29 protein-coding genes and 1 pseudogene are annotated in these 26,186 nt (G+C 66.5%); 8 read left to right on the top strand and 22 right to left on the bottom strand.

The window, feature by feature from the left end; translation table 11 throughout:
* Nucleotides 1-19: 19 nt before the first annotated feature.
* Both ACFU4Z_RS25540 and ACFU4Z_RS25545 read right to left on the bottom strand, forming a co-directional pair.
* The gene (locus ACFU4Z_RS25540; protein ID WP_379067385.1) at nt 20-697 is read right to left on the bottom strand and encodes a respiratory nitrate reductase subunit gamma; all 678 of its coding nucleotides are present in this window, start codon (nt 695-697) and stop codon (nt 20-22) included.
* A 301-nt stretch (nt 698-998) separates the two neighbouring features.
* On the bottom strand, nt 999-1,601 hold the full coding sequence (locus tag ACFU4Z_RS25545) for a phosphoribosylanthranilate isomerase (RefSeq protein ID WP_379067237.1): 603 nt from the start codon (nt 1,599-1,601) through the stop codon (nt 999-1,001).
* Nucleotides 1,602-1,825: 224 nt separating this feature from the next.
* On the opposite strand from ACFU4Z_RS25545, the gene ACFU4Z_RS25550 reads away from it, so the two are divergent.
* The gene (locus ACFU4Z_RS25550; protein ID WP_379067387.1) at nt 1,826-2,143 is read left to right on the top strand and encodes a nitroreductase/quinone reductase family protein; all 318 of its coding nucleotides are present in this window, start codon (nt 1,826-1,828) and stop codon (nt 2,141-2,143) included.
* 41 nt (nt 2,144-2,184) lie between these two features.
* On the opposite strand, the gene ACFU4Z_RS25555 is transcribed toward ACFU4Z_RS25550, so the two are convergent.
* Nucleotides 2,185-2,679: a MarR family winged helix-turn-helix transcriptional regulator gene (locus ACFU4Z_RS25555; RefSeq protein WP_379067239.1), complete on the bottom strand. Its 495-nt coding sequence runs from the start codon at nt 2,677-2,679 to the stop codon at nt 2,185-2,187.
* Between the two features lie 121 nt (nt 2,680-2,800).
* Between ACFU4Z_RS25555 and ACFU4Z_RS25560 the strand changes: the two genes are divergently transcribed.
* On the top strand, nt 2,801-3,442 hold the full coding sequence (locus tag ACFU4Z_RS25560; RefSeq protein WP_379067241.1) for an NAD(P)-dependent oxidoreductase: 642 nt from the start codon (nt 2,801-2,803) through the stop codon (nt 3,440-3,442).
* 12 nt (nt 3,443-3,454) lie between these two features.
* Here the strand turns inward: ACFU4Z_RS25560 and ACFU4Z_RS25565 are convergent, their stop codons facing one another.
* From ACFU4Z_RS25565 to ACFU4Z_RS25575, 3 genes are all read right to left on the bottom strand, one after another.
* Complete coding sequence (locus ACFU4Z_RS25565) at nt 3,455-4,345, bottom strand: amidohydrolase family protein (RefSeq protein WP_379067243.1); 891 nt, start codon at nt 4,343-4,345, stop codon at nt 3,455-3,457.
* The gene (locus ACFU4Z_RS25570; protein WP_379067389.1) at nt 4,345-5,379 is read right to left on the bottom strand and encodes a nucleoside hydrolase; all 1,035 of its coding nucleotides are present in this window, start codon (nt 5,377-5,379) and stop codon (nt 4,345-4,347) included. The genes ACFU4Z_RS25565 and ACFU4Z_RS25570 overlap by 1 nt, the downstream gene beginning before the upstream one ends.
* A gap of 61 nt (nt 5,380-5,440) precedes the next feature.
* On the bottom strand, nt 5,441-6,649 hold the full coding sequence (locus ACFU4Z_RS25575; protein WP_379067245.1) for an FAD-dependent monooxygenase: 1,209 nt from the start codon (nt 6,647-6,649) through the stop codon (nt 5,441-5,443).
* 103 nt (nt 6,650-6,752) lie between these two features.
* On the opposite strand from ACFU4Z_RS25575, the gene ACFU4Z_RS25580 reads away from it, so the two are divergent.
* Entirely contained in the window at nt 6,753-7,331 is a 579-nt protein-coding gene (locus ACFU4Z_RS25580; protein ID WP_379067247.1) for a TetR/AcrR family transcriptional regulator, read from the top strand.
* A gap of 4 nt (nt 7,332-7,335) precedes the next feature.
* Here the strand turns inward: ACFU4Z_RS25580 and ACFU4Z_RS25585 are convergent, their stop codons facing one another.
* The 5 genes from ACFU4Z_RS25585 to ACFU4Z_RS25605 all read right to left on the bottom strand — a co-directional run bounded on the left by ACFU4Z_RS25585 (nt 7,336) and on the right by ACFU4Z_RS25605 (nt 11,418).
* The gene (locus ACFU4Z_RS25585; protein ID WP_379067249.1) at nt 7,336-7,500 is read right to left on the bottom strand and encodes a hypothetical protein; all 165 of its coding nucleotides are present in this window, start codon (nt 7,498-7,500) and stop codon (nt 7,336-7,338) included.
* 280 nt (nt 7,501-7,780) lie between these two features.
* The gene (locus ACFU4Z_RS25590; protein ID WP_379067251.1) at nt 7,781-9,127 is read right to left on the bottom strand and encodes a CoA transferase; all 1,347 of its coding nucleotides are present in this window, start codon (nt 9,125-9,127) and stop codon (nt 7,781-7,783) included.
* A gap of 445 nt (nt 9,128-9,572) precedes the next feature.
* Nucleotides 9,573-9,890, bottom strand: a complete 318-nt coding sequence (locus ACFU4Z_RS25595; protein WP_379067253.1) for a hypothetical protein — start codon at nt 9,888-9,890, stop codon at nt 9,573-9,575.
* Nucleotides 9,891-10,178: 288 nt separating this feature from the next.
* Nucleotides 10,179-10,997 carry an RNA polymerase sigma factor SigF gene (locus tag ACFU4Z_RS25600; protein WP_379067255.1) on the bottom strand — a complete coding sequence of 273 codons (819 nt, stop codon included), beginning with the start codon at nt 10,995-10,997 and terminating at the stop codon, nt 10,179-10,181.
* Nucleotides 10,987-11,418, bottom strand: a complete 432-nt coding sequence (locus ACFU4Z_RS25605) for an ATP-binding protein (RefSeq protein WP_379067257.1) — start codon at nt 11,416-11,418, stop codon at nt 10,987-10,989. The genes ACFU4Z_RS25600 and ACFU4Z_RS25605 overlap by 11 nt, the downstream gene beginning before the upstream one ends.
* A gap of 154 nt (nt 11,419-11,572) precedes the next feature.
* Here ACFU4Z_RS25605 and ACFU4Z_RS25610 point away from each other — a divergent pair, with 154 nt between their 5' ends.
* Complete coding sequence (locus ACFU4Z_RS25610; RefSeq protein ID WP_379067259.1) at nt 11,573-12,346, top strand: thioesterase II family protein; 774 nt, start codon at nt 11,573-11,575, stop codon at nt 12,344-12,346.
* Between the two features lie 82 nt (nt 12,347-12,428).
* On the opposite strand, the pseudogene ACFU4Z_RS25615 reads toward ACFU4Z_RS25610, so the two are convergent.
* The 4 genes and pseudogenes from ACFU4Z_RS25615 to ACFU4Z_RS25630 all read right to left on the bottom strand — a co-directional run.
* A pseudogene (locus ACFU4Z_RS25615) lies at nt 12,429-12,779 on the bottom strand (DUF2784 domain-containing protein); the annotation flags it as partial.
* A gap of 93 nt (nt 12,780-12,872) precedes the next feature.
* Nucleotides 12,873-13,652: an O-methyltransferase gene (locus ACFU4Z_RS25620; RefSeq protein WP_379067261.1), complete on the bottom strand. Its 780-nt coding sequence runs from the start codon at nt 13,650-13,652 to the stop codon at nt 12,873-12,875.
* 70 nt (nt 13,653-13,722) lie between these two features.
* The gene (locus tag ACFU4Z_RS25625) at nt 13,723-15,180 is read right to left on the bottom strand and encodes an SDR family NAD(P)-dependent oxidoreductase (RefSeq protein ID WP_379067263.1); all 1,458 of its coding nucleotides are present in this window, start codon (nt 15,178-15,180) and stop codon (nt 13,723-13,725) included.
* Nucleotides 15,181-15,584: 404 nt separating this feature from the next.
* Nucleotides 15,585-16,523 carry an alpha/beta fold hydrolase gene (locus ACFU4Z_RS25630; protein ID WP_379067265.1) on the bottom strand — a complete coding sequence of 313 codons (939 nt, stop codon included), beginning with the start codon at nt 16,521-16,523 and terminating at the stop codon, nt 15,585-15,587.
* Nucleotides 16,524-16,727: 204 nt separating this feature from the next.
* On the opposite strand from ACFU4Z_RS25630, the gene ACFU4Z_RS25635 reads away from it, so the two are divergent.
* The 3 genes from ACFU4Z_RS25635 (at nt 16,728) to ACFU4Z_RS25645 (ending at nt 19,359) form a co-directional block, all read left to right on the top strand.
* Complete coding sequence (locus ACFU4Z_RS25635; protein ID WP_379067267.1) at nt 16,728-17,426, top strand: TetR/AcrR family transcriptional regulator; 699 nt, start codon at nt 16,728-16,730, stop codon at nt 17,424-17,426.
* Between the two features lie 132 nt (nt 17,427-17,558).
* On the top strand, nt 17,559-18,704 hold the full coding sequence (locus ACFU4Z_RS25640) for an acyl-CoA dehydrogenase family protein (RefSeq protein WP_379067269.1): 1,146 nt from the start codon (nt 17,559-17,561) through the stop codon (nt 18,702-18,704).
* A complete protein-coding gene (locus ACFU4Z_RS25645) occupies nt 18,688-19,359 on the top strand; it encodes a TetR/AcrR family transcriptional regulator (protein WP_379067271.1) in 672 nt (223 codons plus the stop codon). The genes ACFU4Z_RS25640 and ACFU4Z_RS25645 overlap by 17 nt, the downstream gene beginning before the upstream one ends.
* Before the next feature lie 24 nt (nt 19,360-19,383).
* On the opposite strand, the gene ACFU4Z_RS25650 is transcribed toward ACFU4Z_RS25645, so the two are convergent.
* Complete coding sequence (locus ACFU4Z_RS25650; RefSeq protein WP_379067273.1) at nt 19,384-19,746, bottom strand: hypothetical protein; 363 nt, start codon at nt 19,744-19,746, stop codon at nt 19,384-19,386.
* A 307-nt stretch (nt 19,747-20,053) separates the two neighbouring features.
* On the opposite strand from ACFU4Z_RS25650, the gene ACFU4Z_RS25655 reads away from it, so the two are divergent.
* A complete protein-coding gene (locus ACFU4Z_RS25655) occupies nt 20,054-20,809 on the top strand; it encodes a DUF4190 domain-containing protein (RefSeq protein WP_379067275.1) in 756 nt (251 codons plus the stop codon).
* Nucleotides 20,810-20,822: 13 nt separating this feature from the next.
* On the opposite strand, the gene ligD is transcribed toward ACFU4Z_RS25655, so the two are convergent.
* The 6 genes from ligD to ACFU4Z_RS25685 form a co-directional block, all read right to left on the bottom strand.
* Nucleotides 20,823-21,824, bottom strand: a complete 1,002-nt coding sequence (ligD, locus tag ACFU4Z_RS25660; RefSeq protein ID WP_379067277.1) for a non-homologous end-joining DNA ligase — start codon at nt 21,822-21,824, stop codon at nt 20,823-20,825.
* The gene (locus tag ACFU4Z_RS25665; protein ID WP_379067392.1) at nt 21,824-22,909 is read right to left on the bottom strand and encodes an ATP-dependent DNA ligase; all 1,086 of its coding nucleotides are present in this window, start codon (nt 22,907-22,909) and stop codon (nt 21,824-21,826) included. Before ACFU4Z_RS25665 ends, ligD begins: the two co-directional genes overlap by 1 nt.
* A gap of 232 nt (nt 22,910-23,141) precedes the next feature.
* Nucleotides 23,142-23,549, bottom strand: a complete 408-nt coding sequence (locus ACFU4Z_RS25670; RefSeq protein ID WP_379067279.1) for a cold-shock protein — start codon at nt 23,547-23,549, stop codon at nt 23,142-23,144.
* 29 nt (nt 23,550-23,578) lie between these two features.
* On the bottom strand, nt 23,579-24,679 hold the full coding sequence (locus tag ACFU4Z_RS25675) for an SPFH domain-containing protein (RefSeq protein WP_328402575.1): 1,101 nt from the start codon (nt 24,677-24,679) through the stop codon (nt 23,579-23,581).
* A gap of 16 nt (nt 24,680-24,695) precedes the next feature.
* On the bottom strand, nt 24,696-24,929 hold the full coding sequence (locus ACFU4Z_RS25680; RefSeq protein WP_379067282.1) for a hypothetical protein: 234 nt from the start codon (nt 24,927-24,929) through the stop codon (nt 24,696-24,698).
* A gap of 91 nt (nt 24,930-25,020) precedes the next feature.
* Nucleotides 25,021-25,962, bottom strand: a complete 942-nt coding sequence (locus tag ACFU4Z_RS25685) for a hypothetical protein (protein ID WP_379067284.1) — start codon at nt 25,960-25,962, stop codon at nt 25,021-25,023.
* Nucleotides 25,963-26,186 lie beyond the last annotated feature (224 nt).

The raw sequence follows: 26,186 nt of genomic DNA on the forward strand, positions 1-26,186 counted from the left end.
TGCCTGCCGATGCGGGCGCTCAATGCTCCGGTGCCGTTCGTGTCCCGAATGGTTGCCGGAGCTGGCGCCGTCTCCTCAGCGACAACCGGATGACCGGGCCCGCGAAGATCCCGGCGAGCCGGGTGTAAGGCCACATTGCGATGAGCAGCACCAGGATAAGGCCGCGAGCCTGATAGATCAGTGGGGCGTGTTGCATGGCATCGGGGTTCGGATGGAGCGTGAACAGCGAGCGGAACCAGGCGAACAGCGATTCGGCGGTCCGGTATCCGTTGCCGGAGGAGTTCGGGTCGAATCTGATCATCACGCCGGACAATAGGCCCGCGACCAAGACCGGCAGCGTGATGCGGTCCAGCCAGGTGATCGCGGGCCGAGCGGGGCTGGCGATCAGATCGGGAACGAACAGCAACACCGCGCCTGTCGTCGCTATGACGCCCGCGGTCATTTCGACGACGAGGATGGCGACATAGAGGGTGCCCTCGGGGCGGCTGTGTGCTCCGGAGGAGATCATGTCGGTGATGCGTGCGGCGACCACAGTGCCGAAACCGACGGGAAACACGGTCGATCCGAGGCGTTGTGCGCGGTCCATGTCCGGGTGCGCGAGGTAGGAGCGGAATCGGTCGCGTCGGTATCGCCATAGGTGGCCTACGGCGAAAGAGAGAAAGGCGCTGTAAGGCAACATGATCCACAGCAGCGACATCACCGTCGAGTTCGCCTACTTCCGCTTTCGTGCTGACGGGCAATCACTTTCGCAGACGGGTGGACGGCGAACAAGAGGCCAGAGACTCTTTCGGCAGCCGCATCGGCGAGTCGCGCACTTGATCGCACTCGGGTCTCAGCCGCCCCCAGCTGTCTGTCTCACCGTCTCGAATATGGCGAGGCGACAAACAGTTTCGAACTTCGCGAAAAAGCATGACCGCCCGGCCGCGCGGTGGTCTACGGCTTCGTCATACTGTCCCTCGACCGGCGCGCAGCCCACTGCTTGGCAGGCCTGAGCGCGGCTATCCGCGCGCCGCTGCGAGGAAGGCGCGGATCAGATCCGGGGACTTCACGCCCCGTTCGCTTTCCACTCCGCTCGACACGTCGACACCCCACGCGCCGGTCGCTTCGGCGGCATGACGGACGTTGCCGGGGTGCAAGCCGCCTGCCAGGAGCCACCGGCCGGTCGGCACGGTGAACTCTGGTGACGCCCAGTTCCACGGCAGGCCCGAGCCGGGATCCGGTGCGTCCAGGAGCAGGAGGTCTTCACCGAGTTCGCCACATCGGGCGGGCACCTGGGTGGCGGCGGTGGCGCGGATGAGGGTGCGGCCGGGCGCGCGCAGCGCCGCGTAGTACTCCGGGCCCTCGTCGCCGTGCAGTTGGACGGCGCGGATGCCGCTGTCCCGCGTCACCTGCACGACCTCGTCGACAGACTGGCCGCGGAAGACCCCGACGGTCAGCACCTGCGCGGGCACGCGCTGTGCGAGTCGGTGGGCGGTCGCCGCGTCGACCTTGCGTGGACTCGCCGCGAAAACGAAGCCGATCGCGTCGGCCCCGGCCGCCACCGCGGTGTCCACATCCTGTTCGGTGCGCAGGCCGCAGATCTTGACGAAGAGATCGCTCATGCCTCTGAGTGAACCAAACCCCGCTATGCGCGCCGCTGGGTGGTCAGCCCGGCGGCGGGTTCGCTCGCCGCCGCCGGCGTGCAGCGCGTTCGGCTGGAACAGATCCGGTACCAGAGCACACCGAAAGCTTGTTTCACGACCGGCGCGACAGCGGCGTGCGGGGGGATGTCGCCGTGGGTCTTGCCGCGTTCGATCACCTCGGCGAGGACCCGATCACCACGCGGATGCGGGACCAGATCCTGCTGGAGACAACTGGGCGCAAGCCCGGTGCGCCACACCGTACGCCGGTGGGCGGGAAGAAAGTGGGCGCGACCTTCTGGATGGTGTCCAATCATGGCGACCAATCCGACTATGTCCGCAACATCAAGGCGAAACCCGCTGCGCGCGTGCACATCGGGAACCAATGGCATGACGGCGTCGCGCACCTGATGCCCGAGGATGACGCCGTCGCCCGACTTGCCACGCTGCCGGGCATGAACAGCGCGATGGTCCGCGCCTTCGGCACCAACCTGCTGACGATTCGGATCGACTTTGCCGGCTGAGCAACCCGGACGCCACCGTGAACCCGGTGGCGCGTGTCGAATCAGGCGATATCGCCGAAGGTTTCGAGCAGTGTGCGCAATGTGTCGGCGAGCGCGTCGCGTTGGGCGGCCGACAGTGGCGCCAATAGTCGTTGTTCGGTCGCCACGTGGTCGGGGAGTGCGGCGTCGATGAGTTCGCGCCCGGCCTCGGTGAGTGTCACCAGAATGCCGCGGCCGTCGTGCTCGCTGCGGGCGCGGCTCACCAGGCCGCGCTCCTCCAGGCGGTCCAGGCGTTGGGTGATGGCGCCGGAGGTGACCATGGCGGAGCGCATGAGTTCGGTGGGCGTCAGGCGGTGCGGGGGATCGTTGCGGCGCAGCGTGGCGAGCACATCGAACGATGCGGCGTCGAGTCCGTGCGCGGCAAAGGTTTTGCGCAGTTCGGCGCCGGCCAATTGGGAAAGCCTGGTGAGCCGTCCGAAGACAGCCATCGGGGAGACGTCCAGGTCGGGGCGTTGTACTTGCCACTGCATGAGCAGCTGTTCGACATGATCGGCCACCTCCGCAGCCTAGCGAATATCTCAGCGGTGAGTTATCTCATAGGAAGTTTGCTTATCGCTAAGCTATGTTTCTTAGGGCTAAGCAATCGCAGCGGGCGATGGCCCGAAGGAGGCAGACATCATGCGCATTACAGTGTTCGGCGCGGCGGGTGACGTGGGCAGCCGGGTGGTGGCCGAGGCGCTCTCGCGAGGTCATGAGGTCGTCGCGGTGGTTCGTGACCCGTCGCGCGCGGCGGCGGTGCCTTCCGGAGCGGAACTCCGCACCGGCGATGCCTCGAATCCGGTCGACGTCGAGATGCTCGGCGCCGCAGCGGATGTGATGGTCACCGCGACGCGACCGGCGTCGGGTCGTGAGCACGAGCTGGCCGCGCTCACCGCGGTGCTGTTGGCCGGTTCGGCGCGGACCGGCGTTCGATTGCTGGTCGTCGGGGGCGCGTCCACCCTGATTGTGCCGGGCGCCGACGGCGCGATGCTGCACGAGATCCCCGATTTCCCGGTCGAGCTGCAGCCGATCGCGCAGGCGTGCGCCGAACAGCTGGCGATCTGCCGCGCCGACGCCGACGCGGACTGGACCTACGTGAGCCCGCCCGCCGAGCTGGTACCGGGGGAGCGCACCGGCGCCTACCGGCTGGGCGCCGACGAACTGCTGGCAGGCGCGGAGGGGATCTCGACGATCTCCATGGAGGATTTCGCGGTCGCGCTGCTGGATGAGGCCGAGCGTCCGGCGCACTCCAGGACCAGGTTCACCGTCGCCTCCGTCTGAGGACTTCGACGGTCATTCGATACCGAAAAGCCGACCGGCGTTTCGATAGCAGACCTGCTGCAGCCAGGTGTCGCCGAGCTCGAGCCGTTCCAGCGCATAGATCGAATGACCGTAGGGATAGGGGATATTCGGGAAGTCGCTGCCGAAGAGGATGCGGTCACCGAAGTCGTGCAGCCTGCCGCGTTCGGTGGCAGGGAAGGGCGAATCGGCCTCGCTGAAATCGGTCCACACCATGGTGGTGTCGAGGCGGACACCGGCGTACTCCTGGGCCAGGTCGAGGAATTCGGAGTACTCCGGTGTGCCCATGTGGGCGATGATCAGCGGCAGCCGCGGGAAACGTTGCAGCAGTGCGGCTATGGGTTCGGGTCCGGTGTATTCCCCGGGCGCGGGTCCGGAACCGCAGTGGATCAGGACCGGGATCTGTGCGTCCTCTATCAGCCCCCAGACCGCATTGAGCAGGGGATCGCCGGGATGGAAATCGCCGACCTGGATGTGCACCTTGAACACCCGGGCGCCGCGCTCGATAGCCGCCTCGACGTAGCTCGCGGCGTGGTGTTCGGGGTAGAACGTCGCGGTGTGCAGGCAGTCCGGGGTCCGTTCGGCGAAGTCGGCGGTCCATTCATTGAGCCACGACGCCATATCAGGTTTGTGTGGGTACACCAGCGAGGTGAACGCGCGAACGCCGAAGCCGCGCAACGTTTTGAGCCGGACCTGCTCGTCGTCGCGATAGGCGATCGGCCATGGCTTGCCGGTCAGCGGACCCGCGGAATCGAAGTATGCCCACACCTTGCGCATCACCTGCTCCGGCATGAAATGTGTATGGACGTCGATGATTCCGGGCAGGTCAAGCCGGGTGCGGAAGTCGGCGAGATAAGAATTGTCGTCGTTGCTGTCGCCGATCATCACGCATCCTCGGGTGTTGTTGGCGGGTAAACGGCTCGGGCGTAATCGCCGATCCTGGTGATCATTCGGTCGAAGAACGCAACGGGATCGGCGCCGATCACGATGTCGGCGTTGGGCTCCCGGCCCCACATCCCGGCCCAATCGGCCACCGTGGTTGCTCGGGTGAGCGTTCCGATCAGTTCGACATCGACTGTCGCCGGGCGGGTGGCGGCGAGCGCGGGGTCGAGGGCGATCGCCGCCGCGAACGGGTCGTGCATATGTGCCAGGTACCCCTGGTCGTAGGTGTGGTGGAAGTCGAAGTAGAACCGCACCGCGTCGGTCAGGTGTCGCACGATGGGGTTGTTCGCGCCGGAGCGGGCCTCGGGCGAATCGGTTTCCGACACTTGCTCGACCGGCAGGCTCCCCGCGCGTTCGGCCAGCAGCGCGAGGTGGACGGGATACATCTCGATGGTCTCGGTGACGTCGAGCGCGCACACGATCGGCCGGCGGTCGGGCGGCGCGGCGGAGAAGGCGTCGAAAACTTCCTTGGCCGCCTCCGGGTCGACGTGCACGTTCCATTCGTTGGTCGGCGTCGTGTTGCCGGGGTGGTTGAACGCGCCGCCCATGATCACCAGCCGCCGCAGCAGTCGGGGCAACTCGGGCTCGACGCGGAGGGCGAGCGCGAGATTCGTCAGCGGTCCGGTGCACAGGCCGACGATCTGCCCCGGGCGCTCGCGTACCAACTCGACCCACATCTGGGCGGCCGAGCGGTGCGAAAGCGGCCGCGCGGATTCCGGCAGTTCCGCGTAGCCGACGCCCTGCGGCCCGTGCGTGTCCTCGGTGGTGCGCAATGGGACGGCCAGGGGATCGGCAGCGCCGAGCGCGACTTCGATGTCGGGCGCCCGGCACACGTCCAGCCACGCGAGATTGTTCGCCGCCACCCGAGCTGCCGCAACGTTGCCCGCGGTCGCGGCGATGCCGACGATATCGGCCTCCGGGGAGGCCAGCAGATAGAGCAGCGCGAGGGAGTCATCGATCCCGGTATCGACGTCCATGATGATCTGCTGCCGCACACTGCGAGCGTAGCGAGCGGCGCGGAGTCGCCCGGCCGGAGGCTCAGTACGTCGGCAGCGTGTAGTCGTCGGTGTCGGTCATCATCTTCATGATCAGCGGCTTGAACAGCCGTGAGGTCATCAGTTTCATGCTGGCGTGTGCCATCTTGGTGCCGAGACGCGAGTTGGGCAGCATCATCTTGATGCCACCGCCGGGCAGTTCCTTGGCCTTGGCGAGAAACGGCGTGACGACGGTCTCGTAGCGAGCCAGCGCACCGGCGAGATCGTCCGGGGTTGCGGCGATTTCGCCGGCCAGCACGTAGGCGCCGACGATCGCCATCGCAGTGCCCATGCCGGTCATCGGGGAGCCGCAGAAGCCTGCGTCGCCGAGTAGCGAGACCCGCCCGGCCGTCAGCGACGGCATGTCGATGCGCGCCAGCTCGTCGAAGTAGAAGTCCGGTGTCGTCGCCATCGCGGACAGTACCGCCGGTGTCTCCCAGCCCGCCTCGGCGAGCATGGTCCGGATGAGTTCGTGCTGTGCGGCGACATCGCGGCGCAGCGCCGGGTCGGCGGCGGTCCGCATCGTGATGATCGCCTTCGAGGTGGCGGGCTCGGCGTCCGGGCGGATCCCGACCGCGGCGCGGGGGACCGAGTGCATCTTGAACCAGCCCGGCTCGGCGCCTGCGGGCGTCGGGATGGTGAAGAAGGAGGTGTAGCCGCCGAGGTAGGTCGCGAACTGTTCTTCCGGACCGAACGCGAGCCGCCGTGTCGCCGAGTGCACTCCGTCCGCACCGATGAGGAGATCGAAGCGTTCGGTGGCGCCCGACGCGAAGCCCACCACGACACCGGCGTCGTCCTGTTCGAGGCCCTCGATCCAGTCACCGTAGCGGTAGTCGAGTTCGCGTCCCGCCGTGGCGAGTTCGGTGAGCAGCACCTGGTTCAGGTCGCCGCGGGTGATCTCGATTTCCGCGATCGGGCCTTTGCCGTCGAACATTTCGGCGGGCATTCGCGCGAACTCTCTGCCGTTCTCGTCGACATAGGCCATGCCGCGCTCGTCGAGCTGATATTTGCGGATGCCCGGCATCAATCCCATCCGTCCGGCCACCTCGCGGCTCGGCCCGCGGAGGTCGACGGCCTGGCCGCCGGGTCTCGGCTCGGGTGCCCGCTCCACAACGGTGGTGCGGATGCCTGCGCGCAGCAATTGCAGCGCAACGGCGTTGCCTGCGATTCCGCCGCCGCTGACGAGGACATGGAGTGTGCGAGTGGTGCTCATGATCCCAATTCCCCTCTGAGGACGTTCGTGTCAGACGAATGTCTAACACATTTGTCGCACGCCTGTCTAGTACGAATGTCTTAGACGTTGTATGGTGGGAAGCATGGGAAACCGAGAAGATCTACTGGCGGGAGCACGTAAAGCCATCGTGGAACGCGGTGTCGCGAAGACCACCGCACGAGATATCGCCACGGCGGCGGGGGTGAGCCTGGCTGCGATCGGCTACCACTTCGGCTCCAAGGAGCGCCTGATCACCGAGGCGCTGGCGGAGGCGCTCGGTAGCGGCATCGGCGACAGCATGGAGGCGCTGATCGGCGACACCAGCGGCAAACCGCTGCTGGAGGCATTCGCTCAGATGTGGGACGGCATGCCGGAGGTGTTCGAGAACAATCGCGAGGGAATGCTGGCGAGCCTGGAGAACCTGCTGCGCGTCGCGCGCACTCCGGAATCCCAGGAATTCATGACCGACAGTCTCACCGGCGCATATGCCGACATCGCCCGTGCGCTCCAGCAGGCACATCCCGAACTGGATCAGGACGTCGCGCGCGCGGTAGCCGAGCTGTATTTCGTGCTCACCCAGGGGCTCGGTGTGCTGTGGATGATCACCCGTGGCAAGAATCTGCCGGACGGAGCTCGGCTCACCGAAGCGATCGCGGTGCTCGCCCAGGATCAGCGCACCTGACCGGTCAGTCCTGCTCGGGTGTCCCCGCGGGAATATGGCGCAGCCGAACTACTGCGATCACCGAAATCGTTAGTGCGGCAATAGCGGCGATGTCCGCGGTGATGTGCACGCCGTGCAGGAATGCTTCGCGCGCTGCCAGCAGGACCAACTCGCCGGTATGTCCCGGCAAGCTCGCGGCGACCTCGGTGGCGGCGCCGAGGGTATCGCGTACCGAGCGTCCGGCGGGGGCAATCCCGCGGGCAGTGACTCGGCGAGGTCGCCGCGGTAGCGCGCGATGCCGATGCTGCTGAGGATCGAAATGCCCAGCGCGCCACCGAGTTCGGCGCCCGTCCCCGACACGCCCGAGGCGGCGCCCGCCTGTTCCTGGGTGCCGAACCGACGATGAGCTCGGTGGTGATGCCGAAGACGTTTACCGCTCGCTCATGCGGACAATGGATCGCCGGGCTCGGTCAGCGCGTGCGCACGGGCCACGCGACCGCCCCCGCGCCGTAGGCGGGAGCAGGCCAGGCGTAATCGGGATACTCGGGCAGCGCGGGCGCGGCGGTGACCACATTTCCGTGCATCACGGTCGCGGCCGGGTTGGGCGCGGCGGCTGGTGGATGGCTCGGCATGCGATCCGGTGCGTCCAGCAGCCAGGAACCGGTGCGCGCGAGGGCAACTCGGACATCGCGGCCGATACCGTCGGAGGCCCGCGCGACGAGCGCGTCGATGACACCGGCGGCGAGCAGGTAGCCGGAGGCATGGTCGAGGGCCTGCGCAGGCAGTGCGCCGGGGACCGCCGCAGCGCCCTCGATGATCGAAATACCCAGTGCGGCTTGCACAATGCTGTCGAAACCGCGGCGGTTGCCCCATGGGCCGGATTCGCCCCACGCGCTGACCCGGCCGTGCACCAGGCCGGGGCGCGCGGCCGCGCGCAGCCCCGCCTGTTCGAGCGCGCCGGGCCGGTATCCGGTGATCAGCACGTCGGCGGAGGCCAGTAGGTCATCGAGCACAGCGAGCTCGCCGCGCACGTCGAGCAGGGTGGAGTGTTTGCCCTGGCAGGTGTCGGCGAACTGCCACGGGATCTCGGGCAGCTCCGGCGGATCGACACGCAGCACCTCGGCGCCGAGCAGCGCCAGCGTGCGGGTTGCCACCGGTCCGGCGATCACGCGGGTCAGATCGAGCACCCGGACGCCGCGCAGCGGCTGCAGAGGCGTTGCGCCGATGGGTAGTCCGGACTCGCCACGATCGTCGCGCGAGTCGATCGCGACCAGTGGTCCGGCCGCGGCGGCCTGTCCCTGCGGGCTCTCGGCCCATTCCTGCTCTGTGCGGACCCGCACGGCGAGCGCGCCCGTCTCGGCGGCCCGCTCCTCGATATCGGAGGCGCGGCTCATCGCCATCTGCGCGACGGCCAGATCGATCGGGACGTCGGCGGGCAGACCGAGTGCGGCGAGCAGCCTGAGGTGGTGGTGGGTGTAGTTGGCGTGGGTGCGGACCCAGCCGTCGAAAGTGGGGAAGAAGCCGGACAGCTCCGCGAACATGGTCGGCGGGTGTCCGTCGACGCGCAACAAGCGTTCGCTGGAGAACGCGGCGGTGATGCGGTCCGGGTCCAGCCGATACGCCACCGGGTGCAGGCCGTGCGCGACCCTGATGCGGTTCGCCGCGGTGTTCAGCGCCGCGACCGATCCAGCGGCCAGCGCCCAGACCGGCAGGGTGGCGGCGAGATGGCTGCGGGGAACGAAGGGCGGCGCAATACTCGAGCCGGGGACACCGATGCCGGATTCGTAGTCGTGCAGCAGCCGTTCGTGCGCGTTCACCGGATCGAACACTCTAGATGCAGCGGCTTTGCGACTCACGAGTGCCCATACTGTCACAGGGCGCGGTGGTGGTCTCGTTGGCCCTCAACGACTTCGGCGCGCCGCGGTGGCTATCTCGGGAAGCTGCGATGATCACCTCGTGGATCGTGTCGCGAACCCGGCGACTGGTCCATGTATCCGAGGCTGTCAGCTCGCTGGATGCGATGCCGGCAGTGCTACCCACACAACCGGGGTCCTGCGACAACGGGCTGTGCGGAATCTGCGTGCTCAGGGTCGAAGCCGGATGCCCCGGCCACCGCACCGATTTCGCGCCGGATTCCGCGGAGATCGTCCACCCGTGCGTGTCCCGAACCGGGACCGTTGGTGGTCGACGCCTGATGACTGCGCGAATCCCTGTCGGCGATGCCGCTACCGACAAGGATCCTCGCGCAGCCGATCGGCGCGGTCAGGCGCAGGCGCGGTTGAGTTCGTCGGTGAAGGGTGTGAGGTCGGCGACCTCGTCTGAGATCAGGGCGCCTGCGTAGGCCTCGATGGCATCCCGTTGGGCACCCTGGGCCATCGCGGCCAGGCCGCTCAGCCTGCCGGACAGCGCGGTCGCGGTCGCCTCGTCCATGGTGCCGCCGGTCGTGTCGATGGCGATGTTGATCAGCTCAATGGCTTTGGCACAACTGGGGGACTGGGCGTGCGCGGGCGCGGCGGGCAGCGCGATGAGCGCGCCCGCGGCGATGGCGAGCGCGGCGGCGACGGACGAAGGCTTGATCATGATTTCCTCTCGAAGGTGTGCGAGGCGGGACCGTAGCAGAGGTGTACGACACCGTTGTCGTGCACCTCGTCGAACTTCAGAGCGAGGCGGACGGCGCCCGCATCCGAGGACCAGAACCGATGCCGCGGGCGGGGCCGAGATCCTGGCCGATCTCGCTGTCGAGAACGGGTTCGACACCTTTGTCTAAGGGCCGGAATCTCCCGACGAAAGACCGCTGCGGGGATCGGTGAGGTCGTATCGCGCACGCGCGCTGTGCGGCGACCGATACCGGCCGTCAACGGTGCTGCATCAGTCACGCAATGCTTGCTCGCGCAACGTGTTGAGGGTCTTGGACAGGATGCGGGAGACGTTCATCTGGGAGCAGCCCAGCTTTTCGGCGATCTGGGCCTGGGACATGGATTTGAAGAAACGCATGATCAATACCTGACGCTGCAGCTCGGGCAGTGCGGCGATGAGCGGTTCGACCGCCAGATAGTCCTCGACGGTGCGATAGTTCGGTTCGTCGGCGCCGTAGGTGTCCAGTACCGAGGTCGTCGTGGCGTCATCGCCGCCGCTGGGCGAGGGGTCGATGGATGCGGTCTGGTAGGCGTTGCGTGCGATGAGCGCCTGGGTGACCTCGGTCAGATCGGCGCCGATTTCCTCCGCGATCTCCCTTGCCCTCGGCATGCGGCCGAGTCGTTGCGCCAACTCCTCGGTGGCCGGGCCGATCGTCTGCTGAATTTCCTTGAGCCGCCGTGGAACTCGCAACGCCCAGGTGTGATCGCGAAAGTGTCGTCGTACTTCGCCCATGATGGTCGGCACGGCGAAGGACAGGAACGACGCACCGAAGGACGGGTCGAACCTGTCGACGGCCTGCACCAGACCCACTCTGGCGATCTGCAGCAGATCATCGAAATTCTCGCCGCGGCCGCTGAATTTGCGCGCGATGTTCTCGGCGAGCGGCAGGCAACGCTCGATCACCCGCTGGCGCAGCACCTCTCGGTGTGGATCGCTCGCATCGACGGCGGCGAGTTCGGTGAGCAGTGGTTCGATGTTGTCGTAGGGGTCTGTGCCTTGGCGAGCTCGCCGCGGTCGCGGCGCCGGTGACGAGACCTGCTCATCGGCCATCGGAGCCGCCCCGCACCCAGTGGAAATCGACGACGGTCGGATAACCCCCGGTGGCTGTGTCGAGCGGGGCCTGAACGGCGTGCACGGTGTCGGTGAGTGTGCGCACGATGTGCCATCCGAAACTACCCTGACCCGGTACGGTATTCGACGCGGCGACGGAGCAGACCCGAACGAGCATCGCGGACTCGCGATAGGTGAAACGGCAGTCGATGGTCGTGTCCGGAACGGCGTCGAGAATCAGCTCTGTAGCGATCTCGTCGAGCGCCAGCCGAATGTCGGTGACCTCGTCGAGCCCGAAATCCGCGATGAGAGCGACGGTTTCGGCGAGGGCCCGCAGCATCACCAGCTGCTCGAGCAGTGCAGGCACCCGAATCTCGATGGTGGTCGATCCACTGGACTGCGCTGTGGTCCACTCCGTCATACCTACCGCCTCGTCGATACGAACAGCTCACCGGAGCGGCAAGAATAACTCGCCGCGGCCGACCAGGGGCGGCCACATCGGCCCACACCTCGGCGCGCAATTGATACAAAGGGATATCCGCTCACGAGCTGTTCCGACCGAGAAGGAGATCGACGTGCGCCGAACCATCGCAGCCACGGACTGGTTGCGCGTGCTGGGAGCCGACGCCGCGGCGCGGCACCAACTGGTCTGCATGCCACCGGGCGGCGGGTCCGCTACCGCGTATCGGGCGTTGGCCGCGAAACTCGGCCCCGGTATCGCCGTCGCCGCTGTGCAGTATCCGGGGCGGCAGGATCGGCTCGGCGAACCGGTGATCTCGGATATGGAGACGCTGACGGGTCGGATCGCCGAGGAGATCGTGCGTCAAGGGCCGGTCGAGCGATTGGCGCTGTTCGGCCACAGTATGGGAGCGACGGTGGCATTCGAAACGGCCCGCCTGCTCGAACACGCGGGCCAGTCGGTGACCACACTGTTCGTCTCCGGTCGTCCCGCGCCGACTTACCTGGAACCCGGGCGTCTGCACCTCGAGTCGGACGACGAGCTGATCGGCGATCTGGAGCGGCTGGCGACCGACCCGGCATCGGTGCGGATATTGCGCGAGGACCCCAGTCTCGCCGAGTTGGTGTTGCCTGCCGTCCGCAGCGACTATCAGGCGGTGGAGACCTACGTCTACCGCCCGGATGAGCCACTAGCCGGGGATATCGCCGCGCTGGTGAGCACCGAGGATCCCACGATGGTCCCGGCGCAGGCCGACGAGTGGCGCGATCACACCGCGGGAAGGTTCGAGCGTGCGGTGTTCGCGGGTGGGCATTTCTATTTGGACCAGAAGGTCGCCGAGGTGGCCGACCTGATCACTGCGAGTTTGGCACGACATCACCCGGTGGCCTGAAACCCCTTCTGGACGATTCCATTCCGGGCGCCGGGCCGATGCGATCATGGCTACCCGGACGTGCGTACTCGGCTTCCCGTCCGCGCCGCGACAACCATGCGAATCCGGCCCACGACACCGCGACACACACCGCAACCAGCGCCCGCACCAACCCGAGCGCGCTCTCCGGGTAGATCACTCCGGTCAGGTAGTGGGCGATGAACCCGCTCGACGGGAGCCCGGCCATACCGGCCCGGTGGCGCGCCCAATTCTCCAGATAGGTCAGCGGACAATCGACCCCGAACAAGATGGTGCCGAAGCCCCATCCGAACGCCATCAGGTGCAGCCAGATGGTGCGCGGCCAGCGCCACGCGAGAAATCCGCCGACCACCACGTAGGCCACGAACGTGAAGTGCACGGCGGCGGTAACGTCGGCCAACAGCCGGTACAGCACGTTTTCAGCGTAGTCGTTCGGGCGGCGTGGTGCAGGCGCGCAACGATAGCGCACCGCTCGCCCGCCGCACGGCACCTGTCCGGGCTGCGGCGTTCAGCCCAGATATTCGGACTCGAGCACAAGGTCGGTGAGCAGCGACTGGTATTCGACATGAGTCATGTGCTCGATGGTGCGCCAGGATGTGCCCTCGTGCTCGCGCATGTAGCGCCGATAACGCGGTGCGCCGGGCACTTTGACGTTGTCGGCCACCACGATCGTCCCCGGATGCAGCCAGTTCGCCGCGATGATCGTTTTCAGATCCGGCAGATATGCTGTCTTCCAATGATCGATGAACACGAAATCCAGTGCGCCGACCGCGAATCCGTACTCGTCGAGCAGTCGCTGCACCGTCGTGCCGCCGTCGCCGATCTTGCCGACCACGACGCTGACCCGATCGGTCAACCCGGCGTGTTCGATGACAGCGCGGGCGATCTCGGCATTGGCGGGGCCGGCCTCCACCGACACCAGCCGCGCGTCCGCGGGTATCAGCCGCCCCGCGCGCACCGCGCTGTAGCCGCAGTAGGCGCCCAGTTCGAGCAGTAGTGTCGGGGCGGCCCGCCGGACCGCGGCGTCGAGAAGCAGCCCTTTTTCGTCCCCGACATTCATCAGCATGCTGCGATTGCGGGCGAAATCATCGATGGTGGCGAGCACGCTCTCCGGATCGCCCGCCGTGGCGTTGGCGAGCACGTGGTCGCGCAGCGCGGCCTCGCGGCCGTCGCCGACCTGCCCGGTGCGCAGCAGGCTTATCCCGCCCAGCGCGAAACGGATGTTCGACCAGCGCAGCAATGGCAACCGGTCGCGCACCAGCGCGCCGAGCCCGCCGTGCTTCGCCATGGTGCCCCTTGCGGTTGTCGGATCGGTATCGATCCGATTCTGCCCGCGCCGGAGGTCACGCGGTGGCGATTCACCAGGGCGACGGTTGGTAGTCCTTGAGGAAGCAGCCGTACAGGTCGGTGCCGTTCTCACCCTGGACGATCGGATCGTAGACCCGAGCCGCCCCGTCGACCAGGTCGAGCGGTGCGTGGAAACCTTCTTCGGCCAGGCGCACCTTCGTGTAGTGCGGGCGCTCGTCGGTGATCCAGCCGGTGTCGACAGCGGTCATCAGGATCGAATCTTCCTCGAGCATTTCCTTGGCGCTGGTGCGGGTGAGCATGTTCAGCGCGGCCTTGGCCATATTGGTGTGCGGATGGCCGGGTCCCTTGTACGCGCGGGAGAACTGGCCCTCCATGGCGGAGACATTGACGACGTACTTGCGTCGCGCCGGCGACGCGGCCATGGCGGGACGTAGCCGGGACACCAGAATGAACGGCGCGACCGAGTTGCACAGCTGTACCTCGAGCAGTTCGGTCGGATCGACCTCGGCGACGGTCTGCACCCAGCTGTTGGTATGCGCCAGATCAGGCACCAGACCGCCGGCGTCGATCGCAACGCCGCGCGAAATGCGTTCCGGTGTCGCCGATCCCGCGACCAGCGCCAGTTCGGCGATGTCCGTGGCGGTCAAACTCGGCGTGAGCGAGGCAGTCAGCGCGGTCGGATGCGCCTGCATCGTTTTGCCGAAGCTCACCATGTCCGGCAGCACGCCCGCGGGCAGCGGACCGGATTCGGCGTCGACGAGTGCGCTGTAGGCGCCGGGGGAGCGACGCACGGTCTGCGCGGCATTGTTGATGAGAATGTCGAGCGGGCCCTGTGCGGCCACATCATCGGCGAGAGCGACCACCTGGGCGGGGTCACGCAGGTCGATGCCGACGATCCGCAGTCGATGCAGCCAGTCGGCGCTGTCGTCCATGGCGGCGAAGCGTCGGATGGCATCGTTGGGGAAACGTGTAGTGATGGTGGTGTGTGCGCCGTCGCGCAGCAGTCGCAGCGCGATGTACATGCCGATCTTGGCGCGGCCGCCGGTCAGCAGCGCGCGCCGGCCGCTCAAATCGGTCCTCGCGTCCCGCTTGGCGTGGCTGCCTGCCGCGCACTCCGGGCAGAGCTGGTGGTAGAAGGCGTCGACGCGCGTGTAGCGCTGCTTGCACATGTAGCAGGGGCGCGGCCGCAGCAGGGTGCCCGCGCTCGCGCCCGCGGCGTTCGAGGTCAGCGGGATACCCGCGGTCTCGTCATCGATCCGTTTGGGTGACCCGGTCGCCGTCGCCGCGACCACCGCGCGATCCGCGGCCGCCACGGCGTCCCTTGCCTCGCCGCGGCGGCGGAGCTTGAGCTTCTTGAACATGTGCCCGACGGCGCGCTGCACGGCGATCGAATGCGGATCGTCCTTGTCCAGCTGCCCGGCCTGTTCCAGCACACGCAGGCAAATGGCCAGTTCGGCCGGGTCGATGGCCTGGGGATCGGGCGATGTCGACGCGGTGTTCTCGGCCATCGGAATGCGGTTTTATCCTTCGTGAACTGGGGCGGTTGACGCATTCATTGTCGCATCGACGGCTCGGCGCGCTGGTCGCGCCCCGGCTGGACCGTCGAGGCCGCTCGTCACCGCCACTACCTCGGCCCGGCCGCACGCGGCGGCGGACGGTGTCGGACACGGCGAGAGCGAGGGGACCACCGCGTTCCAGAGTTCCGCGTGGTGGGGTCGGCGGACGAGATCGGCAAGTTCTTCCTCCGGTATCTCCGCGATGCGCGCGGGCAAGGCGGCCGGCTGCGTCAGCCGCATGCGCTCGGCCATGAGCGATCGACTTCTTGTCAGGCCCGAGTCCACGAAACCGGCCCGGCTGCTCGACCTGGCCGGTAACCCAACCGTTGTCGGGCTGCGTCGGTGGCGAGCAGCGGCTAGCGGCGCGGGATGGTCGCGCCGGCCGCGTGCAGGTCTTCGACGAAGTTGGCGATGGCCTCGGCGACGAGCAACGGCTCGGTCACCGGGAGCCAGTGGTCGGCGGGAATCGCGCAGCGCCACAGGCGATCCACCCAGGGGGCGCTGCTGTCATAGAGGAACGGTGGCACGAACACGTCGGTGGTGTCGACCACCAGCTGGACCGGCACTGCCGTGTGCCGATCCCGTGGTCGCAGCAGATGGTGCAGCAGGTTGGCCCGCACGATGCGGGTTCCGGCGAGCAGATCGGTGCGCCAGGTGGCGGCGATCGGCGCGTATGCGCGAGGGACGCCGCCGAGCCGCTCGATCAGCCAGGAACGCACCCGTGGCGGGTAGGCGATCCGTTGCGCGGCGGCGGGCGCTGACCCGGCGCTGCGCAGCAACCAGGTCAGGTCGGTGGCCAGTCCGCGAAGATATCGCGACGGAGATGCGATGTCGCGCAACAGGATTCCCACATGATCGAGGTTGGGGCCGGAGATGGCGGTGAACGAGGCGATCCTGGTGTTCGCCCGCGGATCGCACACTGCCTCCCATGCCTGGACCGCGCCCCAGCCGTGGCCACACACGTGCACCGGGCTGTGCGGGCTGACCGTGTCGATCACGGCGTAGCAGTCCGCAGCCAGACGCTCGAGTCGATAGTCCTGCGGCGCAGCGGGTTTCGCGGACCGGCCGTGGCCGCGCACGTCGTAGGTGATCACGCGGAAGTCTTCGGCCAGCAACGTCGCCACCCTGGTCCAGACGTGATGGGTGTCGGTGACGCCGTGCACGAGGACCAGGGGTTCCGCGGCCGGGTCGCCCCATTCGAAGACGGCGAGCTCGGCGCCCGAGACGGGCACGGTCGACTGTCGGTCCGGTCGTCGGATGTCGGCAGAGTCGGTGCTGTCGGGCTGTTCGGTCATGTTCGCGCCTCGATCGATGAGCTGTCGCAAATCTTGGTGTACCGCCGGTACGTGCTCCGATACTGGCAGTACGAAGCTTCGTAAATCAATGGGCGTCGGCAGGGGAGAATATGAGGTACGTCACGTGATGGGCAGATGAAACAGCTCTTCTGGCCCGGTTTGCTGGAGATCGCTACCGTACTGTCGGTACGTTATGCTGCGATTGTGCCCAGATCCGATGCCAGATCCGCCGCGAGGAAGATTACCCGCGAGGAGATCGTCGACGCGGCTATTCGGGTGATCGACCGGGATGGTCCGCGCCCGAGCATGGACGACATCGCGCGCGAGGCCCGCATCACCAAGCCGCGGCTATATCGCCAGTTCGCCGACAAAGCGGATCTGTACACCGAGATCGGCAATCGGATGGCCGTGACGGCCGGGGCTGCGGCAGGCAATGATCTCACCCTCATGCTCCAGCCGCCGCGCACCGCGCTGCACCGCGTCCTGACCGGCTACGCCGACAGTATTCTGGAGCACCCCAACGTCTTTCGCTTCCTCGGCCAGGCGCACGTCACGCAGAACACCGATGGTTCGGTGTTGCAATTCGACCTCGGGCGGGCGGTGGCGGGCCGATTCGCCGAGCGGGCGCGGGAAATCGCCGAATCCATCCCGATCGCCGCGACGGGCATCGACTATCTGGCCCGTGCGGTCGTCGGAATGGTCGTGGCGATCACCGATCTGTGGCTGGGGGACGCGGAGGTGTCGCGCCCGGCCACGACCGTCGAGTTCGTCGATCAGGCCGTCGAGTTCGTCTGGGGCCTGATCGATGGCTTCTTGCGTCGTCAAGGCATCGCGGTGGACCCGGACACCCCGATCTTCACGTCCTTGGCGGCGGTCAACCAGTCGCGACAGTCCGCGACCTGACCTGCGCTCCCGTGCGATAGCGACGGGTGATGTCAGCACGTGCCGCCTTGTTGACATCATGCCAATAGTGGTGGAATCTGATGGCGAGGAGTCGGCGACGAGGCCGGCCCGAGGCGAGCAAAGGATCGAGCGATGGCACGCGCCGCGTGGAGTGATGACGAGGTCGAAGCGGTACGGGAGCTGGCCAAGACCTTCTTCGACAAGGAAGTCGTCCCGCACGAGGAGAAGTTCGTCGCCCAGGGGCATCCCGATCGCGCGCTGTACAACCGTGCCGGTGAACTCGGTCTGCTGTGTACCGCGCTGCCGAGCGAATACGGTGGCGGCGGTGGCACTTTCGCGCACGACGCGGCGATCATCGAGGAGCAGGCATTCGCCGGTGACGGCGCGCTCGGCATGCCCGTGCACAGTTCGATCATCGCGCCCTACCTGAACGAATTCGGTTCCGAGGAACTCAAGCGGCGAGTGCTGCCCAAAGCCGCGAGCGGCGAGATGGTGCTGTCGATCGGCATGACCGAACCGGGCACCGGCTCGGACCTGCAGAACATCAAGACCAGGGCGGTCCGTGAGGGCGACGAGTACGTCATCACCGGCTCGAAGATCTTCATCACCAACGGCTGGCTCTGCGACGGCATCATCATCGCCGTGAAAACCGACCCCACCAAGGGCGCCGCGGGCGTTTCGCTGATCTTCGCCGAGGTCGGCGACGACACCCCGGGTTTCACTCGCGGTCGCATCCTGAACAAGATCGGCGGCAAGGCTCAGGACACCGCGGAGCTGTTCTTCGACGGTCTGCGGGTGCCTGCCTCGAACCTGCTCGGGCAGGCCGAGGGCCAAGGCTTCTACCAAATGATGCAGCTGCTCGCCCAAGAGCGCCTGGTGACCGCGATCATCGCGGTGGCCATGATGGAGAAGGCCGTCCAGCTGACCGTCGACTACACCAAGGGTCGTGAGGCATTCGGCAAGCCGCTGTTCGCGATGCAGAACACCAAGTTCGAGCTGGCCGAGTGCGCGACGATCGCCACAGTGAGTCGCACCTTCCTGGACGATTGCATCGTCAAGCACCTGGGTGGCGAGTTGGACATTCCCACTGCTGCGATGTCCAAGTACTGGCTCACCGATCAGCTGGGTATCGTGGTTGACCGCTGCCTGCAACTGTTCGGCGGCTACGGCTACATGACGGAGTATCCGATTTCCCAGCTCTACACCGGCGCCCGCGTCCTGCGCATCCTCGCGGGTAGCAACGAGGTGATGAAGGATCTCATTGCCCGGTCTCTCTGAAGTCCGGAGCGAGACGGATTCGTCGGCGGCCGCGTCCTCCGACGAAGCGCAGCCGCGCAGGCGCAGGCTGGAACCCGATGAGCGGCGCGCGCAGATCCTCGCCTGCGCGATCGACATGTTCGGTGAGCGTCCCTACGCGGCAGTCTCGACCGCCGAGCTGGCTCAGCGCGCGGGCGTGGCGCGCGGCCTGATCAATCACTACTTCGGCAACAAGCGCGACCTCTACCTCGCGGTGGTGCGCCGGATGGTCACCTTGCCGCGGCTCGACGACATGGTGACGCCGAGCGGCACCGATCGCGAGCGAGTCGACGCCAGCGTGCACTGGCTGCTGGACGTGATCTCCGAACACGGCAGCACCTGGGTGAAGGTGACAAGTCACGAGGGCGTCGGCAACGACCCCGAGGTGCAGCACATCCTCGATCAAGCCGACGACGCGGCCGCCGAGCGCATGCTGCTGATGGTCGGACGCGCCGATTCGACACACAATGCGGAATTGCGCGCGATGGTCCGCGCCTTCGGAGGTCTGGTGAAGGTGGCCGGGCGGGAGTGGATCACCCGAGGCACGCTCACCCGCGAACAGGTGCATGTGCTCCTCGCGGACATGCTGATGACGCTGATGACCGAAACGATGCCGAAAGTGGACCCGCGCCAGTGAGCGCGGAGCGGCTCGTTCGAGCCGCTAGGTCAGCTCTCGGGCCGGTTCTCCCGATGTCGCGTCGTCGAGCTGTGTGGCGCCATAGCGAACGTGCCGGACATGTCCCGGCGCGTGTCCTTGTCTGCCGTACTTCAGCTCGATCACTTTCTCGCGGCGATGCTCGACGACCAGTACGCCGATACCCGCTATCCACAGCATCGCGGTCGCGATCGCGCCGATCTGCGTCCAGCCGGTGAACCCGTATCCGGCTGCGGTGAGGGTGCACGCCATCGCCACGATGCCGAGCGCGCACAGGATCAGGCCGGGCACGTTGTAGTCGTCGCCGAGCAAATCGCCCGCCTGGGCGTGCCACGGCCGCCCTTGGGGCGAATCGGTATTCCCGAACATGTATCCTCCTGGTTTCGAGTCAGCACATGATCAGCGATTTCACCTTGTGATCAGCATGGACCTCGGCCGCGCGATCCGCGAGAGGTGTTTGCTGGTTCGTTATTCCGGGGCGGGCACGGCGAAAAGTCGCACTGTTCCCACTGCTGCGAAATGTTGCTCCGGCTTCGTTATTACGCTTTGATGACGGCCGATTGGACGTTTCGGATGATCCGGCGGCTGTTCGCCCCTATTCTGTGTCGATATCGGGGCGGGTCCGGGCAGTCCGAGGCTCCTGCGCGGTTGTGGTGTGGAGAGGGACGGACCTGGCATGGCACGGATGGAACGCCGTGAGATCGAACGCTGGCCAGAGGCGCAGCACGAGGAAAGCTGGCAGCAGGAATCGGAATCCGAGGAGCGTTGGCCCGAGGCGGAAGCCGAGGGACGCTGGACGGAGGCGCCGCAGCGCGGTCCTCGCCGGACGGGTCGGTTGCGGGTGGAGATTCCGCCCATCGTCAACCCGTATGCGATCGTCGCGCTGGTTGCCGCGTTGCTGGGGTTGTTTCCGGTGGCGATTGTGTTCGGCTTCATCGCCTTCAGCCATCCGCGTGGCAAGGCGATGGCGGTGTCCGCGCTGCTGATCGGGGTGGCCGAGGCGACGGCGCTCGCGGGATTCGTGGTGTTGTCCGGAACGGCGTGGACCGACTCGGTGTCGCGTGCGAGCAAGGTCACCGAGGTATCGACCGTTGCCGCGCCGCCCGTCGTCGTGACGACAGTGGCGCCGACTACGGTCGCGCCGCCGCCCGTGACCACGACGTCCGCGGCGACCAACCTGGTCACTCCGAAGAAGGGCACGGCATGTTCGGACCCCGCGCTCATCGGTACGGGCGCGGACGGGAACACCCTGCTCTGCCTGGCCACTCCGGCGAGTGGCGGCTACCAGTGGGCAGGCCCGTACGCCATCGCGGCGGCCGTGCAGCAGGCCGGGACAAAATGTGAAGTTTCCGGCGCAACCAAGAGCGCACGCACTGCTGACGGACATGCGCTGGCGTGCGAGAGCAAGGTGTGGGTGCTGTGGACCGAGTAGCGCTGCGTAGCTGTTAGTCGGCCTTCTTGGCTCGGCTCGGCTGCACGCGGGGCGGCTCATTGGGCATCTTCGGATACTGCGGCGGCCACGGCGCGTCCATCAGGCCTGCGGCCATATCGCGTTCGGACATCGTCAGCAGCGGTTCGATCGATTGCGGGGCACGGTCCGCCCACGGATCACCGAGCGTGGCCAACCGCGTGGGCACGGTGGCGATGGTGAGTTCGTCGGGGACGACGGTGTCGAGTTCGGACCAGGCGATCGGCGTCGACACCTGGGCGCCGACCTTCGGGCGCACGCACCAAGCGCCGAAAACCGTTTTGTGCGGAGCGTTCTGGTTGAAGTCGATGAACACGCGACTGCCGCGTTCCTCTTTCCACCATTGCGCGGTGATCTCGTCGGGATGGCGGCGCTCCAGCTCGCGAGCCAAGGCCACAGCGGCGGCGCGAACCTGGTAACCATCCCAATTCGGTTCCAGCGCAACATAAATGTGCAGACCGCGAGAACCAGAGGTCTTGATCGAGGATTCGATGCCGAGTTCGGTGAACAGTTCGCGGGTCAGCACGGCGGCATGCTTGAGATCGTCGAAGGTGATACCAGGGGAGGGGTCCAGGTCGATGCGCAGTTCGTCGGCGATCTTCAGATCGTCCACCTGATTGGGCCAGACGTGAAAGCCCAAGCAGCCCTGGTTCACTGCCCACAGGATATGCGCGAGATCATGCGCGACAAGGGCGTCGCTGGTGGTCCCGTTGGGGGTCGACACCTCGACGGTGTGCAGCCAATCCGGCGCGGATTTCGGTACCCGCTTCTGGAACCACGATTTCCCCGACGCGCCATCGGGATAGCGCTCGAGCAGCAGCGGTCGATTGCCGACCACTTTCAGGAACGGTTCGGCGACCGCCTGGTAGTAGCGCACCAGATCGAGCTTCGTTTCGCCGCGCTTGGTGAAATAGATCTTGTCGGGATTGCTGATGGCGACGGTTCTGCCGTCCACCTCGATATCGACGGACGCGCTCATCACTTTCCCTGGATTTCGGTGAACAGGGTGCTCAATTCGGCGGGCGCGACCTCGTCGAGTTGGGCGTAGGTGCACGATTCCGGGGTCCGATCGGCGCGGAAGCGAACCAGCCTGCCGCCGTGGCGCAAGCGGCCCGATTGCACATGTTCGTAACGGACCTCGGCGACCAGCTCCGGGCGCAGCGCCTCCCAGGACAGGTCCTTGCCGCCGGTCCATCGGCTCACGCCACCCGGCATCTTGCCGTCGGCCTTCGCCTGCGCCGCCGCGTCGGCCCATTCCCGCCACGGATGGTTCTCCAGTGCGTTCTCGCGCAACGATGTCAGTTCTTCGACCAGCGACTTACGCTTGGCCGCAGTGAAACTGCTCGCCACCCCGACATGATGCAGGTGCCCTTCGTCATCGAAAAGACCGAGCAGCAACGAGCCGACACCCTCGCCGTCCTTGTGCCAGCGGAAGCCGGCGACCACACAGTCCGCGGTGCGCTCGTGCTTGACCTTGAGCATCACCCTTTTGTCCTGCAGGTAGGCCAGGTCGTTCGACTTGACCATGACGCCGTCGAAGCCCGCGCCCTCGAACCGGGTGAACCAGTCCTCGGCGACCTCGGGATCCTCGGTGATCGGGGTGAGGTGCACCCTGGCGAATTCGGTGTCGAGAATGGTTTCCAGTAGTCGCCTGCGTTCGGCGAACGGTTCGCCGGTCAGATCCTTGTCACCGAGCGCGAGCAGGTCGAAGGCGACGAAACTGGCCGGTGTTTCCTTGGCCAGCTTGTTCACGCGCGAGGCCGCCGGGTGCAGACGATTCTGCAGCGTGTCGAAATCGAGGCCCTGATCGGTGACCACGACGATTTCGCCGTCCACCACGCATTTCTCGGGCAGCGCCTGTTTCAGCAATTCGGCGACCTCGGGGAAATACCTGGTCAGCGGGCGGTCGTTGCGTGACCCGAGTTCGATCTCGTCGCCGTCGCGGAAAACGACGCAGCGAAAACCGTCCCATTTCGGTTCGTAACTCAGGCCCGGCTCACGCGGCACCGACGGAGCTGTTTTCGCCAGCATCGGCCGGACTGGTGGCATCACCGGTAGGTCCACGCGCTCCTCCTCGGTTTGTCCCTCACCCATGTCGACGCTGTAGCCGACGAAGATTCATCGGTTACCGCGGGCTGAGGCTCCGGCTCGATCGTAGGTCCCAGGTCCGACAACATCGTGAATTTCGGGCAACCGGGCCGGGGCGACGTCGAGCCGGGCAACTGGTGCGGGGAGGTCTGGAGCTGCGGTGATCGGCCGCGGCTCCCGCGCGGCTACCTTCGTATCCTGGTCGAGCTCAGTCGAGCCAGCCGTGCTGGTCGGCATACGCGGTGAGGCGATCACGGATGGTCAGGATTTCGCCCGCGGTCAAGGCGGGGCTCGCGTCCAGGAGCAGCTCGGTGATCTGGCGTTTGTGCTCGGCGGCGGTCAGCTGGCCGGGGGACGATGACCGGTCCTTTTTGTGCCGAGGGGCAGGAGCCGATGCTGCCGGCTGGCCGCCGACCACTGTCAGATTGACCGCTTTGGGTCCACGGTCGCCCTCGGTCACCTCGAATTCGAACACCCGGCCCTGGCGCAGCTCGTCCTCGTCGAGACCGATGTCGTTCACGTGGACGAACACATCCGGTCCACCGTCATCGGGACGAATGAACCCGAACCCCCGAGAGCTGTCGAACGACACCAATTTCCCGATGGACACCAACACCCGCTCCTCGCCGTTGCTATTCGGCCACTTTAGCTCGCATTTTCCCCGTCGTTGGATGAAAGCGCCTTTTGTAACGAATTGAAGACGGTGAGCCCTTGACCGACCATTCCGTTGACCAATTCCCCGACACCGTCCGGCCCGTTGAGGACCGTGAGGTTCGCGTTCGCCAGTCCGTTGGACGCCTGCTTGACGATCTCCGGCAACTGCTCGATCAGCAACTGGTCCAACGCGATTCGATTGTTCGACGCGGCCGCGTCGGCCTGGATCCTGGTCCGGTCGGCCTCGGCCTCGGCCAGGATGCGCACCCGTTCCGCTTCCGCGAGTGCGGGTTTCACCACCTCGGCCTGCAATTGTTGTTCGCGCAGTTCGGCTTCCTTGCGAGCCTGCTCGGCCTGCGCGGTCAGCACCTCTTGCATGGCCTTGGCCTCGGCCAGCGGCCCCGCCTGCGCCGCCTCGGCATTGGCTTTGTCGATATCGCGCTGATACTGGGCTTTCAGGATCGCGGTCTCGCGCTGGTACTCCGCTCGGCGGCGCAGCGATTCCTGCTCGGCCTCCGCGGCGAGCTGCGCGGCTTGTGATTGCGCGATCTGCGCGTCACGCTGCACCGCGGCGTTGTGCGGAGCCGCGAGTGCGGTGATGTAGCCCAGGTTGCCGTCATCGATGGACTGGATCTGGAAGGAATCCACCCACAACCCGATATTGCTCATCTCGACTTTGGACGCGACGAGCACCTCGTCGGCCAGGCGCTGCCGCTCGCGAATGATCTCCTCGACCGTCATCGACCCGACGATCGAGCGCAGATGACCGGAGAAGATGCGCCCGGTAAGCACCGACATCTCTCGCTCCTGTTCCGACAGGAAGCGTTGTGCCGCATTGACGATCGACTTCTCGTCATTGGCGACCTTGAACGCGATCACCGCGCGCACCTCGAGCTGGATGGCCTGCTTGGTGACGCAGCGCTCCTTGATTTCCGCCTCGAACATCGCCAGCGACAGATAGCTCACCTTGCGGAAGAAGGGCATCACCCATTTGCCGCGTCCGATCACCACCCCGAACGGCACATCGTCCTTGCTCTTGGCGCCACTGACGAGCATCGCTTCGTCCGGATCAGGTACGTGATACCCCAGCACGTCGACTCCCTACTGTTTACATTCTCTCTGGCAGATCCGTCTGCAACGGAATCCACGGAACCACATCGACGATGCGCCCCGGATTGACGGTGATGATCAATACGGCGGTTCCCGCCGGAATCGGCTCTTCCGCCCGCGCGATATAGAGCTCCGTCCCCCCACGAATCGCCACCAAAACCTCACCCAACATTCCGGCACCCCGAATCGCCGCCGTCAGCGTACCCGTCAAACCCCGAACGGGGTCGGTCATCGCGGTGAACTCCTCGGACTAGACACCAGGGCTGTCAGCCTACGCGTCGGAGCGGAATTCGGCCCCGGAGTAAACGGCGTCGGGCCGTCGATCACGGGTGTCGCTGTTCGCTCAGCGCTTCGGCGACGATACGGCCGACCGAGCGCTTGGTGAGATAGTGCGCGGCGTCGTGCGGTTGTGCGCCATTGTCGATGGCGGCATGCGTTGTCGGCACTACCGTGCCGCCGGGGCCGGGTGGGAAGAAAGGGGCCAGGTCCAGGTGCGCGGCGACGATATCGTCACGGTCGGCGATATTCTCCCAGCCGGCGAGCGCCGGTGGAACGATCGGCGGTTGCGGACGCAGGCGTGGGTAGATGATCGACTGCAACGCGAGCGGGGAACCGAGGGTGATCAGCGTGACCGGCCCCCCGGTGTGGTGCAGCGCCTCGTAGGCGACCACCGAACCGAGCGAATGTCCGACGACGAGTTTGGTCTCTGGTCCGATCAGGTCGAGCACCTGCTGCTGGGCATGCTTGCGCACGGCCTCGTCGGAGAGGTACCGGGTGACCTGCGCCAGCGACCGGTTGACGAACTTCTCGGCGAATCCGAATCCGAAGGGCGCGAACCACTTCAGCCTGGTGAGCGTGTTGGTCGCGAACCTGGCCGTCGCCCCGATTCCCTGTTGGCCCGCGTCGCCCAGCGCGGCGTTGTCGAGGTACCGCTGTGCTTCGACCCGATCTCGCGAGTCGCCGGCCTGCGCCGCCGCCGTCGCGAGCCACGCCGCGGCGAGCTGTTCGCTGAGTTCCTGATCATCGTCGTCGTCGGCGATCGGAGCGGTGCCACCCTGAGCGCCGGGATCCAGAAAAGCGTTGCCGTAGAAGGCCATCCGAACCTCGGGTGCCCCCGGCAGCGGCCCGCGCCACAACCGATCGGCCAGTTCGGGATGCCCGGCCGCACGAACCCCGCCCGCCAGTGCGGGAATCCACTGGGCCTCCAGCACATCCGCCGAATATTGTTCCTGCGCGATGCCATGCACCAGCACTATCGCTGCCATACTTCACGGCCCCCGGTAATCGCTCGCCACGGTGTGGCGTTCTAAGTACGTTCCTATCACGGCGAGACGACCGCGGTGGTCGTCCGCGCGAAAATATGAGGTCCGTAGTCGGGTTCCCAGGCACGGTAGGTTGCCTGAATCGGAGGAACGCTCGCGCTGGTCGTCGGATCCGCGTGCGTTGCGCTGAGGAGTTGGGGTTCGCCGGTGCTGCCGGCACGCAGCGA

Origin of the sequence: Nocardia sp. NPDC057440, from assembly GCF_042802915.1 — a bacterium.
Taxonomy (GTDB): Bacteria; Actinomycetota; Actinomycetes; order Mycobacteriales; family Mycobacteriaceae; genus Nocardia.